Origin of the sequence: Ruminiclostridium herbifermentans (assembly GCF_005473905.2) — a bacterium.
Lineage (GTDB): Bacteria > Bacillota > Clostridia > Acetivibrionales > DSM-1351 > Ruminiclostridium > Ruminiclostridium herbifermentans.
The window spans coordinates 1,987,646-2,002,303 of record NZ_CP061336.1 but is presented as its reverse complement, the minus strand read 5'-3'; the positions used below and the strand labels follow the sequence as shown (position 1 = coordinate 2,002,303).

The 14,658-nt window shown below is 33.2% G+C and carries 17 protein-coding genes; all 17 read right to left on the bottom strand.

All coding sequences use genetic code 11. The features are described from left to right. Nucleotides 1-35: 35 nt before the first annotated feature. The gene (flhB, locus tag EHE19_RS08365; protein ID WP_137696370.1) at nucleotides 36-1,172 is read right to left on the bottom strand and encodes a flagellar biosynthesis protein FlhB; all 1,137 of its coding nucleotides are present in this window, start codon (nucleotides 1,170-1,172) and stop codon (nucleotides 36-38) included. Nucleotides 1,173-1,215: 43 nt separating this feature from the next. Further along, nucleotides 1,216-2,004 (bottom strand): flagellar biosynthetic protein FliR, encoded by a 789-nt coding sequence (gene fliR, locus EHE19_RS08360; RefSeq protein WP_137696371.1) that lies wholly within the window; start codon nucleotides 2,002-2,004, stop codon nucleotides 1,216-1,218. Nucleotides 2,005-2,136: 132 nt separating this feature from the next. Next, nucleotides 2,137-2,406, bottom strand: coding sequence for a flagellar biosynthesis protein FliQ (fliQ, locus tag EHE19_RS08355; RefSeq protein WP_137696372.1), 270 nt, complete (start codon nucleotides 2,404-2,406; stop codon nucleotides 2,137-2,139). A gap of 118 nt (nucleotides 2,407-2,524) precedes the next feature. After that, nucleotides 2,525-3,328 (bottom strand): flagellar type III secretion system pore protein FliP, encoded by an 804-nt coding sequence (gene fliP / locus EHE19_RS08350; protein ID WP_137696373.1) that lies wholly within the window; start codon nucleotides 3,326-3,328, stop codon nucleotides 2,525-2,527. After that, nucleotides 3,306-3,809 (bottom strand): flagellar biosynthetic protein FliO, encoded by a 504-nt coding sequence (locus EHE19_RS08345; protein WP_137696374.1) that lies wholly within the window; start codon nucleotides 3,807-3,809, stop codon nucleotides 3,306-3,308. Before EHE19_RS08345 ends, fliP begins: the two co-directional genes overlap by 23 nt. 180 nt (nucleotides 3,810-3,989) lie before the next feature. Continuing rightward, complete coding sequence (locus EHE19_RS08340; protein ID WP_004621994.1) at nucleotides 3,990-4,352, bottom strand: response regulator; 363 nt, start codon at nucleotides 4,350-4,352, stop codon at nucleotides 3,990-3,992. A gap of 33 nt (nucleotides 4,353-4,385) precedes the next feature. Continuing rightward, complete coding sequence (gene fliY / locus EHE19_RS08335; RefSeq protein ID WP_137696375.1) at nucleotides 4,386-5,636, bottom strand: flagellar motor switch phosphatase FliY; 1,251 nt, start codon at nucleotides 5,634-5,636, stop codon at nucleotides 4,386-4,388. A 2-nt stretch (nucleotides 5,637-5,638) separates the two neighbouring features. Then, complete coding sequence (gene fliM, locus EHE19_RS08330) at nucleotides 5,639-6,625, bottom strand: flagellar motor switch protein FliM (RefSeq protein WP_137696376.1); 987 nt, start codon at nucleotides 6,623-6,625, stop codon at nucleotides 5,639-5,641. An 11-nt stretch (nucleotides 6,626-6,636) separates the two neighbouring features. After that, nucleotides 6,637-7,146, bottom strand: coding sequence for a flagellar basal body-associated FliL family protein (locus EHE19_RS08325; protein ID WP_137696377.1), 510 nt, complete (start codon nucleotides 7,144-7,146; stop codon nucleotides 6,637-6,639). An 80-nt stretch (nucleotides 7,147-7,226) separates the two neighbouring features. Next, entirely contained in the window at nucleotides 7,227-7,439 is a 213-nt protein-coding gene (locus tag EHE19_RS08320) for a flagellar FlbD family protein (RefSeq protein WP_137696378.1), read from the bottom strand. A gap of 125 nt (nucleotides 7,440-7,564) precedes the next feature. Next, nucleotides 7,565-8,866, bottom strand: a complete 1,302-nt coding sequence (locus EHE19_RS08315; RefSeq protein ID WP_137696379.1) for a flagellar hook protein FlgE — start codon at nucleotides 8,864-8,866, stop codon at nucleotides 7,565-7,567. Between the two features lie 102 nt (nucleotides 8,867-8,968). Further along, nucleotides 8,969-9,370 (bottom strand): TIGR02530 family flagellar biosynthesis protein, encoded by a 402-nt coding sequence (locus tag EHE19_RS08310; protein ID WP_137696380.1) that lies wholly within the window; start codon nucleotides 9,368-9,370, stop codon nucleotides 8,969-8,971. Nucleotides 9,371-9,386: 16 nt separating this feature from the next. Continuing rightward, complete coding sequence (locus EHE19_RS08305; RefSeq protein WP_137696381.1) at nucleotides 9,387-10,226, bottom strand: flagellar hook capping FlgD N-terminal domain-containing protein; 840 nt, start codon at nucleotides 10,224-10,226, stop codon at nucleotides 9,387-9,389. 15 nt (nucleotides 10,227-10,241) lie between these two features. After that, complete coding sequence (locus tag EHE19_RS08300) at nucleotides 10,242-11,813, bottom strand: flagellar hook-length control protein FliK (protein WP_137696382.1); 1,572 nt, start codon at nucleotides 11,811-11,813, stop codon at nucleotides 10,242-10,244. Nucleotides 11,814-11,949: 136 nt separating this feature from the next. Then, nucleotides 11,950-12,852 (bottom strand): MotE family protein, encoded by a 903-nt coding sequence (locus tag EHE19_RS08295; RefSeq protein ID WP_137696383.1) that lies wholly within the window; start codon nucleotides 12,850-12,852, stop codon nucleotides 11,950-11,952. Between the two features lie 19 nt (nucleotides 12,853-12,871). After that, on the bottom strand, nucleotides 12,872-13,312 hold the full coding sequence (gene fliJ, locus EHE19_RS08290; RefSeq protein WP_137696384.1) for a flagellar export protein FliJ: 441 nt from the start codon (nucleotides 13,310-13,312) through the stop codon (nucleotides 12,872-12,874). A gap of 21 nt (nucleotides 13,313-13,333) precedes the next feature. Continuing rightward, on the bottom strand, nucleotides 13,334-14,638 hold the full coding sequence (gene fliI, locus EHE19_RS08285) for a flagellar protein export ATPase FliI (protein WP_190530505.1): 1,305 nt from the start codon (nucleotides 14,636-14,638) through the stop codon (nucleotides 13,334-13,336). Between the last annotated feature and the right edge of the window lie 20 nt (nucleotides 14,639-14,658).

Below are 14,658 nucleotides of genomic sequence, written 5' to 3'. Positions count from 1 at the left end.
CCCCTTCATATTAATAATTCACATCTCAAACAGCATTATCTTCCATTTTTGAGTTTATATACAAATGCTAGTATTTCAGCAACTGCCTGATATAATTCAGGTGGTATAGTCTCTCCAATATCAACAGTACTGTATAGTGTTCTAGCCAAAGGCTTATTTTCAACAATCTGCACTTTATTATCAGTTGCAATCTGTTTGATTCTAAGTGCTATATAGTCCTGCCCCTTTGCTACAACATATGGAGCACTTGCTTTTTCTAAATCATATTTAATAGCTACAGCAAAATGTGTAGGATTTGTTATTACCACATCTGCCTTTGGTACATCCTGCATCATTCGCTTCATAGACATTTGACGCTGTTTCTGCTTAATTTTCCCTTTAATTTCAGGATTACCTTCAGTCTGCTTAAATTCATCCTTAACTTCCTGTTTTGTCATTCTTAAACTTTTTTCATAGTCATATTTCTGATAAAGAAAATCTGCAAACCCCAGAATGACCATTGCAAAGGATATTTTTATTCCAACATTAAATGTAGCGTCTCCTATAAAAGCTAATATACCATGTAAATCTACATCCATTAGAGCTATAATTTCATTTGTCTTTGACTTTAAATAAGAATAAGCAACCCAAACAACTATAGCTATTTTAATTATAGCTTTCAGTAATTCTACTAATGAACGTACTGAAAATATTCTCTTAAAACCACTTAATGGATTTATCCTATTACCTTTAATCTTTAATGTCTCAAAAGTAAACAGATAACCAACCTGAGCATACCCAACTATTACAGCTGATAATGCAGCTACTAAAAGTAAAGGTAGTACTGTTTTAGCTAAAACTATTAATGCCTCTATATAAAGCCTCATTACCAAGTTAAGATCAAATTGACCAGTTAATTTTACATATTCAGAAAAAGCACCTTTCATATACAAAGTAATCTGACTATATAAATTTGATCCTAAAGCTTTCAATGTAACAATCATTACAATTAGAATGAGTGCGGCAGACATTTCTCTGCTTTGAAATACCTGTCCTTTTTTTCTGGCATCACTCTTTTTTTTAGGAGTTGCTTTTTCTGTTTTGTCATCTCCTCCTGCTGCAAAGAGTTGATAATTTAGCTGTAGTTCACTATAATCCTTTTTCAACAGACTTTCATCAATGGTTCTTCTCATCCCAACCTCCAAATTAGCATCTCATTTGTCCATTGAGCGTCCTTTAAGGATTACTACCCATGTCCTTCAAAAATTTGAATATCCCAATATTCATTTTATCTGATATCATAGTTACGATATATATAAAAGCTGGTATTGTAATCATTATTAAAATTAATCCAACAAGTATTTTCAATGGCATACCTAAAACAAATACATTCATTTGTGGTATAGTTTTTGAAATTATACCTAATACTACATCTGCAATCAAAATAGCAGCTAGAATTGGAGCAGCTATTTTAAATCCTATTGAAAACATTTGCTGAAAAACTTCCAAAACATTATCCTTCATATTAGGTCCAATACCTGCACTTGTAATTGGTACCAGTTTAAAACTCTGATAAAGTGCTTTAATTAATATGTGATGACCATTTGTTGCTAGAAATATAAGCATAGCTACCATATAATAAAGATTAGCAGTTATTGGAACCTGAATGTTAGTAATAGGGTCAAAAACGTTAACCATACCAAATCCAATCTGCATATCAATTATCTGTCCAGCAACATAAATACTTGTAAAAAGTGCATAAGCAACAAAACCAATCACAACGCCAACGATAAATTCTTTAATTATATAAAATGCATAAAGCAGATATCCATTTATCTCAACAACATGATCTACCTTTACAACACTTGCCATTAAAATAGATGTACCCAAGGCAATTCCAATTTTAACATAAGTAGGCATATTACGGCCAAAAATTGGAGCAATAACAAATAGACCTGTCATTCTAACAAATATAAGGAGAAAAAGCTCCACGCTATTCAGCAACATACCTAATGGTATCTGCACAATCTCAACTCCTAAATTATATTTAAATCAAAATATATACTTATTTATTAAATAATTTTTGTAGTATTCTAACCAACAATTAATCATATTTGCTATGAAACATCAATTACAGCTATGTTTGCTGAACATATATTACTTAATAAACTGATTTATATTAATCAATATATTTTGCATATACTCCATTAACGTTCTTAACATCCATGAACCAAAAATAGCAATAGCGGCAACTACAGAAAGTATTTTGGGAACAAAGGATAATGTTTGTTCCTGAATTTGAGTAGTAGCCTGAAAAATACTTACTATTAAGCCAACAGCCATACTAATAATCAATATCGGGGCAGCTACATATAATAATACTTTCAAAGCATCCTGCGCAATATATATAATGCCACTTTCATCCACTAAATGTTCACCCCCATACACTATAAAGCTACTGTTATTTTATATCTTTTTATGACATTACTTCAATTATAAATAATGGTAATAATGGCGATATTAAACTGAAAAAAATAAAATATTGTCACCCTGAAAAACTAATAATTATAGATTGTGTTATCATACCCCACCCATCTACTAAAATAAACAATAATACCTTAAACGGTAGTGATATCATTGATGGTGGAAGCATCATCATACCCATAGACATTAGAGTACTAGAGACAACCATATCAATAATTAAAAATGGTAGAAATATTAAGAAACCAAATTTGAACGCAACTGTAAGCTCGCTAATTAAAAAGGCAGGAACTACAATTGTAAGCGAGAGGTTTGGTGCTTCCTCTACTTTAATTGGTTCTGTTTGCCCAGCGAGCGTCATAAACAATGCTAAATCTTTTTCTCTACCATTACTAAATATTTGCTTTACCATCCATGTCTTAATAGTCTTAGAGCTACTATCAATTGCTTGTTTTTGAGTTATAGTTCCATTAGTATAAGGTTGGAATGCATTTTCATTTATATCAGTTAAAACAGGACTCATTACAAAGAAAGTTATAAAAAGCGCTAAACCAATCATGACTTGATTTGGTGGCATTTGTTGTGTTCCAAGAGCATTTCTTAGAAAAGACAAAATAATAATTATTCTTGTAAAGCCTGTCATCATTATCAAGATTGAAGGCGCAATTGCTAAAACCGTTAATAATATCAATATCTGTATACTAGAAGATACATCCTCCGGGTTATCTGATGTACCGATATTTATTCCGTCAGTTGTTACAGATATATTTGGCGCTGCTAATACGCTTTTAACTCCTATAAAACAAAAGACCAGAATTAATATGCTTACTATTAACATTATTCTTTTAATGTTCTTTTTTTTGCTCATCTTCGCTCCGTTGTCCATTAATAGTATTTGTTAAGTTTTTTAATTTCTTTAAGTTATTTTTGAATATTAAGTCACTTTCTTGATTTTCTCCAGAACTTCTGATATCCTGCTTAAAAATATCCTGTGACTCATTTTCCTTTTTGGAACTAAAGTTAAAATTAGTATATTTTTTTAGTACAGATTTAAAATCAGCAATCTCTGTAATAGGATTTTTTATCTCCTCTTCCTTAAAAGCACCAATATTTACCTTAGTAAGAAACTCAACATTTTTATTTGTAGCTGAAATAAGAAAAAACTCATTATCTATTTTTATCAAATGAAGTCTATTATTCACACCGAGGCTTAATGATTCTATAACTTGCATATATTTCCCATTAAGTACTTTTTTTGATTTATACGATAAAAATCTTGTTGAAAAAATAAGCAATCCAAAAACAATTATAAATGCAAAAATTGCATAAATATAATCTAAAATACCCATCCTTTACCTCAATGTCCAAAATATAATGTCTTAATACAATAATACTAAAAATAACACTTAAAAAAGCTTACTACAAAATATCCTGCTGTTATCTAACCAAATTAATATGATGCTCTAAAAAAGAACCATATAAATTCATAGCAACCAGCAGGATATCATAGTGAGTAGATAATTTCAAAATCATCCAATAACCTTTTTTACGGCTTCCACTACACGGTCTGCCTGAAATGGCTTTACAATAAAATCTCTAGCACCTGCTTGGATTGATTCAATAACCATAGCCTGTTGTCCCATAGCAGAACACATTATTATCTTTGCATCACTATGAATTTTCTTAATCTCTCTAACAGCTGTAACTCCATCCATTTCTGGCATTGTAATATCCATTATAACCAAGTCAGGAGTAAGTTCCTTATATTTTTCTATTGCTTTTAACCCGTTGTCAACATCAGCTGCAATTTCATAACCGTTTTTTGATAATATATCCTTAATCATCATTCTCATAAATGCTGCATCATCAACAATTAAAATACTTTTACCCATAACTTTCTCTCTCCTTAATTATTCGTTGATTTTCTATAGTCGTTTTGATGGATGTATTATATCGGTGATTCTAACACCAAAACTTTCATCAATAACAACAACTTCTCCTTTAGCAATAGCTTTTCCATTAACCAGAATATCAACTGGTTCACCTGCAAGCTTATCTAATTCAATTACTGAGCCTGACCCAAATTCTAAAATATCTTTAATAAGTTTTTGGGTTCTTCCCAATTCTACTGTAACTTGCAGAGGTAAATCCATTATAAGTCCAATATTCTTTTTCTCAGAAGCAGATAGCCCATCATCAAAAGCTTGGAACTGTGCAGGTTGAACACTGACAGGATTTCTTCCCATATGAGGTTCTTGATATCCTCCATTAAATCCATACCCTTGCATTGGCTGTTGCATCACTGGCTGTTGCATCATAGGTTGTTGCATTACTGGCTGCTGCATCACTGGTTGTTGCATCATAGGCTGCTGAACAGGTTGCTGCTGCACTGGAGGCGGCTGCATAACTGGTTGTTCAACCGGTGGCTGCAATTGTGGTTCAGGTTCCTTTTTAGCGCTTGCATTATTTGATGAATTATACAATTGACTAACCAAATCCTTAGCAAATTTCATAGGAAGCAATTGCATTATTTCACTGTCTATTATATCACCAACCACCATCTTAAATGCAACCCTAACTAATTGCTCACCAACTTCAAAATCACCATAGGGATCGCCACTTTCAAAACTAACCATGTATGCTTTTGGAGGTGATATATCTATTCTTTTAGCAAACATTGAGGACATCGAGGTGGCTGACGAACCAATCATTTGATTCATGGCCTCACTTATTGCACTCAAGTGAAGATCAGTTAATTCACCTTCAGCTATTGTACCTTCTCCACCCATCATCAAATCAGTAATTATTTTAACATCATCTTGTTTAAGTATTAATAAGTTGCTTCCAATTAATCCATCAGTGTATTCTACTTTAACAGCTACATATTGTGAAGAATAGCTCTTTGACAGTTCCTCCCAAGTTGTTACAGTAACATTTGGTGTTGTAATTGTTACCTTCTGTGATAAAAGAGTAAACAATGTTGTTGCAGAAGTACCCATGCTTATATTACCAATTTCGCCTAATGCATCAATTTCCTGTGATGATAACCCACCTCCAGAACTATGACTTTTTCCCATTTCATCAGAAGCTATATCATTAACATCGTTCTCATCATCTGAAGAGGAAGTGCCATTCAGCAACGCATCAATCTCTGCTTGTGTAAGCATATCTCCCATTTCTAATCTTCCTCCCTTCCTATCACATCAATTATTTTAACTGCAATTTTGTTTTTCTTAACTCCTGGCTTAGCATGAAATTTAGGTATATTACCTACCATTACCTCTAAGCTTGCATTTATATTAGTTTCAAGTGGTACAACATCACCAACTTGTAAATCTAAAAATTCACTAATATTGATTGTAGTATTCCCTAAAATTGCTCTAACAGGCACTAAAGTATTTTCTATCCTCAACTCTATATCTTGTTGGTGATTTTCAACTTTTTCAGATTCATTGCTTGTAAACCAGAGTTTAGTACTCAGTTTTGGCATTATAGGTTCTACAACCATATGAGGTATACATATATTAATCATACCCTTCACATCACCCACTACAACATTCAATGTAATCAGAGCAACCATTTCATTTGGATGAATAAGCTGAGCAAATTGAGCGTTGGTTTCTATTTTTTCCAATCTTGGCTTTATAGAAACTATACTCTCCCATGGTTCGCGCATGAGATTCAGTATTTGAACAATAATTCTTTCTAATATCGCCAACTCAATCTCAGTAAATGATCTGACTCTATCCATTGCAGATCCTCTTCCTCCAAGGATTCTATCAATAAGAGCATATGCAATGCTTGGATCCATTTCAAATATTATTGATCCACTTAATGGACTAAAATCAACAACTGCAAGCACTACAGGATTTGCTAATGAATTACTGAATTCACTGTACTGCAGAGCATCTACTGATAGAACATCAACTTGTACCAAGGTTCGCAAATACCCAGATAAAAATGATTGAATCAATCTAGCATAGTTTTCATAAATGAATTGAAGTGTACGCTTATGATCATTTGCAAATTTAGGTGGTTTCTTAAAATCATGAAGTTTTATTTTCTTTTCTGTTTTAGTGGTCTGAATCTGCTGTACATCTATATCTCCGGTAGTAAGAGCTTTTAGCAGTTCATCAATCTCATTCTGAGATAATATATCTCCCACAAGCCCACCTCCTATTGATAAAACCAGTAGTCAAAAGTTATTGAATAAACTAGAGGACTTGCCTTTTTATCATTTTTGGTTAATATTTCATTTATTATATTCTTTAAGTCTTCTTCTGCTTTAGTCCTGGTACTTTTCTTAGCAACATCTTCTAGTGTTAAGTCCTGAAAATATGAACCGATAGCAGAATTTATTTCTGTACTATAAAAATCAATTTTTGCAGTAACTTCTTCTTCTTTTTTTAATTCTTCTACAGTCTTAAAATGCTTCATACTTGCACTAAGTGAAATAACTGCAATTTGTTTAGAATCAGTCTTCTTCAAATTAAAATTCTTGTTCTGAAAAATAACTTTGTTTGAAAGTTCATCTTCTCCTGGAATTACTTCACTAATTACAATGACTTCTTTTTCCGTGCTTGAACCACTGGCAAAAAAGAAATAGCCAATTGCAAGGAAAGCAAGTGTAATTGATAAACATGCTACTATAACAAGTAAGACAAAATAGCTGCTTTTTCCCTCCAAAGCCTTTTCCTCCTCATAGTTAAATATCTAGCTAAATAAAACTCAAACAAAAGCATTAATAACAAATCTATACAATAAACTCATTCTTCACTTGTCAAATCATTATATTTGTTAGCGAATATTCGTTTTTTGTATTCTATTACCCTTTCTACAACTTCATCAACACTTTCAGCAACAACATATTTTTTACCGTTGTTTAATGTTATTACCGTATCAGGGGTACTCTCTATTGTCTCTATTAACTCACAATTAATTACAAAGAATGAGTTGTTTAATTTAGTTAATCTTATCATAATATTATTACTCCAAAAAAACAATAGATAATTTAAAACAATTTACAAAAACAGGTTAATTTCGAGTTATACTACCAAAGACACAGAAAATAATGTCTTTGGTAGTAATTATATTCTACTTAAGTTTATCGCTTAAGATTAACTAACTCTTGAAGCATTTCATCTGAAGTAGTAATAATTCTGCTATTAGCTTGGAAGCCTCTTTGAGTAATTATCATATTTGTAAATTCACTTGAAAGGTCAACATTTGACATTTCTAATGTACCTGGAGTTAATGTCCCGGTTCCACCTGTTCCAGCTGCCAATCCCTTAGTGAAATTTCCTGAATTTGTTGTAGGAATAAATAAATTATCTCCAACCTTCTGAAGACCTGCCGGATTAGAGAAATTAGCCAAAGCTACACAGCCTAATGCTTGCTGTTCACCATTGCTATATATACCAGTAATAATTCCATCAGAACCTATGCTAAAGGTTGTAAGAGTACCTGTGGAATATCCGTTTATATCTGAAGGAATAACTGAACTGTCTGCAGCAAACATTGTCAAATTAGCAAAATTCAAGTTTATAGGAAAATCAGCTGCTCCAGTAGTTGTTTCATCTAAATCAACAGTAAAAGTATCTGTAATTCCGCTTATGATTCTTCCTTCTGTATTAAATTTAACCGTTCCAGTGTGATAGGTATCAGGTGTGGCTGTACCATTGTCATGAGTAATTGTATATTCCCAATTTGTCCCGTCTACATCTATTGTACTTTTTCTGAAATTAACAGAAAGTTCATAGCTGTTTCCTAATGCATCATATACAGTAAATGGAACTGCAAACTGAACATCAGTTGCACCAGCTCCAAGTGCTGGCCTAGCAGCATCTAAGTTCCCTGAAAAGGTTGCACTTGTAGTTGCTCTAGCTGCAATTATCCTTTTATTACCATTATGAATATCACTATACAGATTTATTGGTTCAACTGGACTCTCTGTATCAAATGTGCCATCGTCATTTCTTTTCTGCCAACCATAGACACAATATCCACTTCCTGAAACAAGATTTCCTAACTTGTCCAAACCAAAGTTACCAGCTCTGGTAAATTTGAACGTATCGGCACTTGAGCCTCTTACTATGAAGAAACCGTCACCTGAAATTGACAAGTCTGTTGCATTATCAGTTCTCTCTGAACTGCCTGTACTCATAAGTGTATCTATAGAGCCTACACTTGTACCAAGACCTACCTGCATAGGGTTAGTACCTCCTCTGCTTGTTGCAGAATCAGGAGCTGAAGCACCACTAAGTGTCTGATTAAAAACTTCTTGGAAGGTTACTCTACTTGACTTAAAACCGACTGTATTTACGTTTGCAACATTATTACCTATAACATCCATTCTTTGCTGGTGTGCTCTTAATCCAGAAACACCAGAAAACATTGATCTCATCATAACTTTTTTGACCCCCTCAATTATTATAAGGTATTTTTTCGTTCCATCCGTCGTTCAGGAACGTTATTCAGCCTCCCAATAGGGTCCAGCTGACTTTCACAACTATGCAAATATTGCACCGTCAATGTTTGTAAAAACATTATCCTTTAACTCATTGTTGTTAACTGCAGTAATTACTGTCTTACTATTTATATTTACAACAAAAGCCATATCATCCAGAATAACCAAAGAGTCCTTTACGCCCTTTTTTTGAGCCATAGAAACTGCATTGTTAATCTTATCCTTCTGAGTCTGGGTTAAATCAATATTTCGTGCCTGCATCCTTAATTCTGCATGCTTTGAAAATTTGACTTCAGTGTTCTTATCTATTGCTTGTTGAAGAAAATTTTCAAATCCAACTCCTGCAGGAGCATTATTAGCACTTCTGACATTATTGGTTCTGACTTTCCCAGTATTTAAAGGCGAATTTATTATTCTGTTTGAATAATTATTATTTATAACCATAACTCACCTTCTCTCATTATTCAGTTGTTGTTTGCGGTGACGCTTTCTGAATATTTGCTACACTGTCAACAGATACATATACATCATCAAGTATACCAGTTATATTGCCTTTATCATCGATGTTATAACTCTGTAATGTAGCAATAACAGGAACCTTCTTTCCATTTTTATCCTTTATTGTTACTTTGACTTCTTTACCAACATTTTCTTCTAAATACTTTGTAGTATAATCAGCACTTGTGCTTTTAGAGCCTGTTATCTCTGCAATATTGACGCTTACATTATTCAGTACTGCATAGTCCTCAGTAGCTCCTTTTTGAATCTGTGTTACATCACCATTTAAATAAATCAAGTTACCATTAGATGAATCATATACAGCGCCCTTAACCCTATACCCTATTAAATTAGCATAATCAGATATATTTGAATTAGCAAAGCGAATATCAACAACCTCAGTTACACTGTCAATATTAACATCATGACCGTCTACCTCTAAGAACACCTTGCCATTCATCATTTTAACTGTAGATACTTGTCCTAGAATAGTTTTAACTTCTAAAGTACTTTCATCAGTGGTATTTGCTGTTACATATTTGCCAATTAAACTGAAGGCTTGTGAATTAGTTAAAACCTTATTCATATTCTGCATTTGCTCCAAGGAACTAAACTGTGCCATTTGAGCAATAAATTCCTTGTCATCAGTAGGCTCTAATGGATCCTGATATCTTAGCTGTGTCACTAAAAGATTTAGAAAATCATCCTTACCTAAGTCACCGCCATTTTTTCTTGTTTTAGCACTTGTTTGTGTCCTTGCAATAATTTCATCAATTGAACCGGTTACTCCACTTGTTGCCATATCTTTCACCTCCTGTTAAGCTATAAAATTAACGGTATTTGTCTCATTGCCATATTGTGCAAGTCTTTCAGGCAAAGTTTCTAAAACATTGTATCCAACTTTGTCAGTATTTAATTCACTACCTCCAAATTTGATACCGTTATTCTTATTATTGCTTTGGTGCGCATTTTGCTGATTGTAATTACTTTGCTTCTCTTGTCCAACTTGAACGCTTACATTGTCAATAGCCAATCCCTGTTTTTCCAGAGAATCCTTTAGTAATTGCATATTTGTTTCGATAATTTCTTTAACCTGATGGCTCTCTGCAATAAACTTAGCTGCAACTATGCCTTGCTCTGTCACAACTTTCAATTCAAGTTTACCTAAGTGATCTGGCTTTAGATGAATAATCATCTCTGATTTATCCTGACCAATAATAACCTTTGCCTGTTCCACAACCTGATTTATTACCTCAGAAGTTCTAACTGGCTGTGACATTACAAATTCTGCTTTATGAACCTGAGTTTGGTTGTTAACAGCGTTAATCTTAATATCAGCAAAAGCTTGTAAGTTTTGCTCATTTTGTTGCTGATTTTGGGTATTACTTGCAGCTACTTGATTATTTACAATCTTTGTATCTGCCACTGCTTTATTAGACTCTGCATTTTCAGATTTTTCTTTTGACTTTGAATTATCTGCTTTAGCTGAATCTTCTTTTGCCTTATTAGCAACAAGCTCTTCTAAACTCTCTTCTGTTACCGATTTAACATCAGTAGAAGTATCTGTCTTTAAAGCTTCTTGTTCCACACTGACAACACCCTTAGTTTGGGCTCTCATAGCTTCAACCACTTTTGATATCTCAGAAGTAATTGATTCTTGGCTTATCTCAGCATTCTGAATCAATTTATCCATCTTTGCCTTAATATCTTCTGCTATCTCTGAAAGGTTAATAGTTTTTATATTATTAATGGAATTAGTTTTAACTTCATTGTCATCAGATGTAGCAGCCTCAAGGCTTGATACGGAATCTTTACTATTTTCTGAGCCAAGCTGCTTTGATATTTCCATAGCTAACATATTCATCATTGCTTTCTGTGAAGCATTAAGTTCTAGAACACTGGAAAGCTTATCCATAAACAGCGGCAGCTTATCTGCATTTGTTAAATCTTCTGCACTAAAGCCGAGTTCATTCGCAAGCTTTACTAATTCAGCTGGTTGTATTCCAAGCATTTGTGCCAATAAATTAATTGTTTCATCATTTGCCTTAGAATTTTTTTGTAACTCTTCAGCTTTTGAATCAACATTCTGTACTTTAGCATTGTCATTAGCATTTTCAACTGAACTTTCCTTTGAGTTAATGGTTGTATCCCTCTCTATATCTTTATAAGACTTATACTTTATCTTTGACTCAGCATTTTGGGATGCATTATTATCTCTTCTAGATACACTCCTATCATTTGCAACTCTTGAATTACCGTTAACAGTGTTTTCAAAAACAGTTTTAAATGCTGTATCAGCAGTTCTTTGAGAAGACCTAGATTTTGTATTCACAGCATTATTCTGACCTTGAAAAAATAGTAATTTTGAAGTATTACTGTAAGATATCATTTTTTCACCTCCTATCGAACATAATAATTAATTTATTGTAATGCAGCACACTTAATGTAATGCCGCTAATTACCTATTAAAAATATTAAAAATATTAAACTACTAAAATAATAAACTTCTTAAAAATGTTAAACTTCTATTTCTTTTCACTTTTTGCAGCTTCTAAATTATAAACCTTTGCAAGCTGCTCTGATACATTAGCTGCAAATGCAGGCGTCATTTCAGATATAATTTCTGCTGTTTTATCTTTTTTTAGGTTTTTCAGTATTTCAACAATTAAGGTCATCTTACCAGTGCCCATCTCTTCCATAATTGCGGCTACATTACCCGCATCCATCTCTTCATATATTGCGCAGTATTTTTTAACATCAGCACTGATTTTTTCGTCTTGTAAAATTTCTGCATACAATTTAGCCGCTGTCTCAGGATCTATTTTTTCATAATAAGCTTTAAATGCAGCAGTATCTCCCTTTGCAATAGCATTGGTAACTCCTTGAAAATCTTTTTGTAATTTATCATTATCTGATATAAGCTTTAACTTTTCTTTTTCAAGAGCATCCATTTGCTGTTGTAGCAGCGATGAATTTGTATCCTTTGCAGATATTTGTTTATTTATCTGTTCTAATTGACTATTTAAGTCTGTAATCTGTTTTTCTAATTCTAATTTTTCAGTTCTTAGCTTTCTATATTTTGCCCTAACTTCTTCTTCAGTCATATTCTTTTCATCTTCTATATCTGGCTTTTCAGGCAACGCCAATCTTAATATGGGTATATTCTGAATGGTATCATCCATTCTATCTGCTATCCCATTCACATTGTTCTTAATAGCAAAGAAAAATACACCACCAATGATTAAAACCACCAATAAAATTGCAGATAGAATAGAAACTATATAAAACAATGCGCTATTTTTGGTCTCACCTTTTTCAGAGTCTTTACCCTTGCCTTTATTGCCATTGGGGCTTTTGCTAAGATTTTTTAATGTTTCGTTAATATCTATATTAGAATTTTCAATATTATCATTTTTTGTCTCAGCCATTTTGTTCTCCTAATCGTCACTAGATGTCTTTGAATTTAAAACTATTTAATTCATCTATTCCAACTTGTTCTGCTTTGTTTTGATCTTTTAGGTATTCATCATATTTTTTATCTTTTAATTTTTCTAATACCTTGCGTTCTTGCATTGCTTTAATCAACGCTTCTCTATTTGTATCGACATTGTGTTCTGCTATATTTACATTTTCTTTTTGGTTAACAATTTTTTCTTTCATTAATGATAAATAATTATTATATAATCTTACTCTATATACAGGTATTCCCTCATAAACCTCTTCTGTTAAGCTATTAATTGATGCATCATTTTCATTCATAAGTTCTTCAAGATAAAACTTCTGGGTTTCAAGCTCCTTTGTGGCTCGAGCCAGATTATTCTTAGCGTTATCCTCCAATTGCTCCTTTAGTTTTAAAACAGACTGTAATCTGAATGAAAATTTTTGCATTAACTCTTAGCCTCCTAAAAGTTATTTGAGTAAGTTTAAAACATTTTCTCTCACTTCATCAAACGATACTTTTTGTCCTGTTTCTTGCTGTAAGAAATCAGTTATTGCATCATTATATTTAATAGCATAATCAATTTTTTCACTGCTGCCCTTTGTATATGCACCAATATTAATCATATCCTCTGATTCCTTGTATATTGCCATGGTTTTTTTAATGTCTGATGCACACTTTTTTTGTTCTTTATCTATAATGTCACCCATTACCCTACTAACGCTCGCTAATACGTCTATTGCAGGATAATGATTCTTATTGGCTAATGCTCTGGACAAAACAATATGTCCGTCTAATATACCTCTTGCGGTGTCTGTAACAGGCTCTGTCAAGTCATCACCATCTACCAAAACAGTATACAATCCTGTAATTGAACCATTTTCATCTGTACCCGCTCTTTCCAATAGCTTAGGGAATACCGAAAATACTGACGGAGTATATCCACGGGATACAGGAGGTTCTCCAATAGAAAGTCCAACTTCCCTTTGTGCCATTGCATATCTAGTAAGGGAATCCATCAAAAGTAAAACATCCTTCCCACTATCTCTGAAATACTCGGCGATAGCAGTTGCAACTAAAGCACCTTTTAGTCTTACAAGTGCAGGCTGGTCTGATGTTGCAACAACAACTACTGATCTAGCTAAACCTTCCTCTGATAAATCTTTCTCAATAAATTCTCGAACCTCTCTGCCACGCTCACCTATAAGAGCAATTACATTTATATCAGCTTTTGTATTTCGAGCAATCATTCCCATTAAAGTACTCTTACCAACACCACTACCAGCAAATATACCAACTCTTTGTCCCTTACCCACTGTTAGCAATCCATCGATGGCCTTCACTCCAAGAGGAAGGGGTTCAGAAATCCTTTTTCTTGTCATAGGATTTGGTGGTTTATTCATTGTTGGATAGCTAATTTTAGTGTTTATGGGACCTTTCCCATCCATAGGTCTTCCTAAGCCATCAAGTACCCTTCCAACCAATTCTGGTCCAACAGCTACAGAAAGAATCTCTCCATTTGATGAAACTATACTGCCAGGAGAAATGCCTGTCATTTCACCTAATGGCATAAGCAAAACCTTATCATCCTTAAAGCCTACAACTTCTGCCTTTATTGGCTCACCTTTTAAAACTTGTATATTACATAAATCTCCAATACTTGCTTGTGGACCATCAGATTCTATAGTTAATCCTACAACCTTAGATACCTTGCCAATATACTCTATATAATCTTTTGATTGTAATTTATATTGATACTTATTAAGGTCAATCATTATAATCCGACCTCCTGCAC

Coding starts and splice junctions, on each gene's coding strand:
- flhB (WP_137696370.1), bottom strand. CDS start 1,172: ATGAGAAGAACCATTGATGAAAGTCTGTTGAAAAAGGATTATAGTGAA.
- fliP (WP_137696373.1), bottom strand. CDS start 3,328: ATGAGCAAAAAAAAGAACATTAAAAGAATAATGTTAATAGTAAGCATA.
- EHE19_RS08345 (WP_137696374.1), bottom strand. CDS start 3,809: ATGGGTATTTTAGATTATATTTATGCAATTTTTGCATTTATAATTGTT.
- EHE19_RS08340 (WP_004621994.1), bottom strand. CDS start 4,352: ATGGGTAAAAGTATTTTAATTGTTGATGATGCAGCATTTATGAGAATG.
- fliY (WP_137696375.1), bottom strand. CDS start 5,636: ATGGGAGATATGCTTACACAAGCAGAGATTGATGCGTTGCTGAATGGC.
- EHE19_RS08320 (WP_137696378.1), bottom strand. CDS start 7,439: ATGATAAGATTAACTAAATTAAACAACTCATTCTTTGTAATTAATTGT.
- EHE19_RS08315 (WP_137696379.1), bottom strand. CDS start 8,866: ATGATGAGATCAATGTTTTCTGGTGTTTCTGGATTAAGAGCACACCAG.
- EHE19_RS08310 (WP_137696380.1), bottom strand. CDS start 9,370: ATGGTTATAAATAATAATTATTCAAACAGAATAATAAATTCGCCTTTA.
- EHE19_RS08305 (WP_137696381.1), bottom strand. CDS start 10,226: ATGGCAACAAGTGGAGTAACCGGTTCAATTGATGAAATTATTGCAAGG.
- EHE19_RS08300 (WP_137696382.1), bottom strand. CDS start 11,813: ATGATATCTTACAGTAATACTTCAAAATTACTATTTTTTCAAGGTCAG.
- EHE19_RS08295 (WP_137696383.1), bottom strand. CDS start 12,852: ATGGCTGAGACAAAAAATGATAATATTGAAAATTCTAATATAGATATT.
- fliJ (WP_137696384.1), bottom strand. CDS start 13,312: ATGCAAAAATTTTCATTCAGATTACAGTCTGTTTTAAAACTAAAGGAG.
- fliI (WP_190530505.1), bottom strand. CDS start 14,638: ATGATTGACCTTAATAAGTATCAATATAAATTACAATCAAAAGATTAT.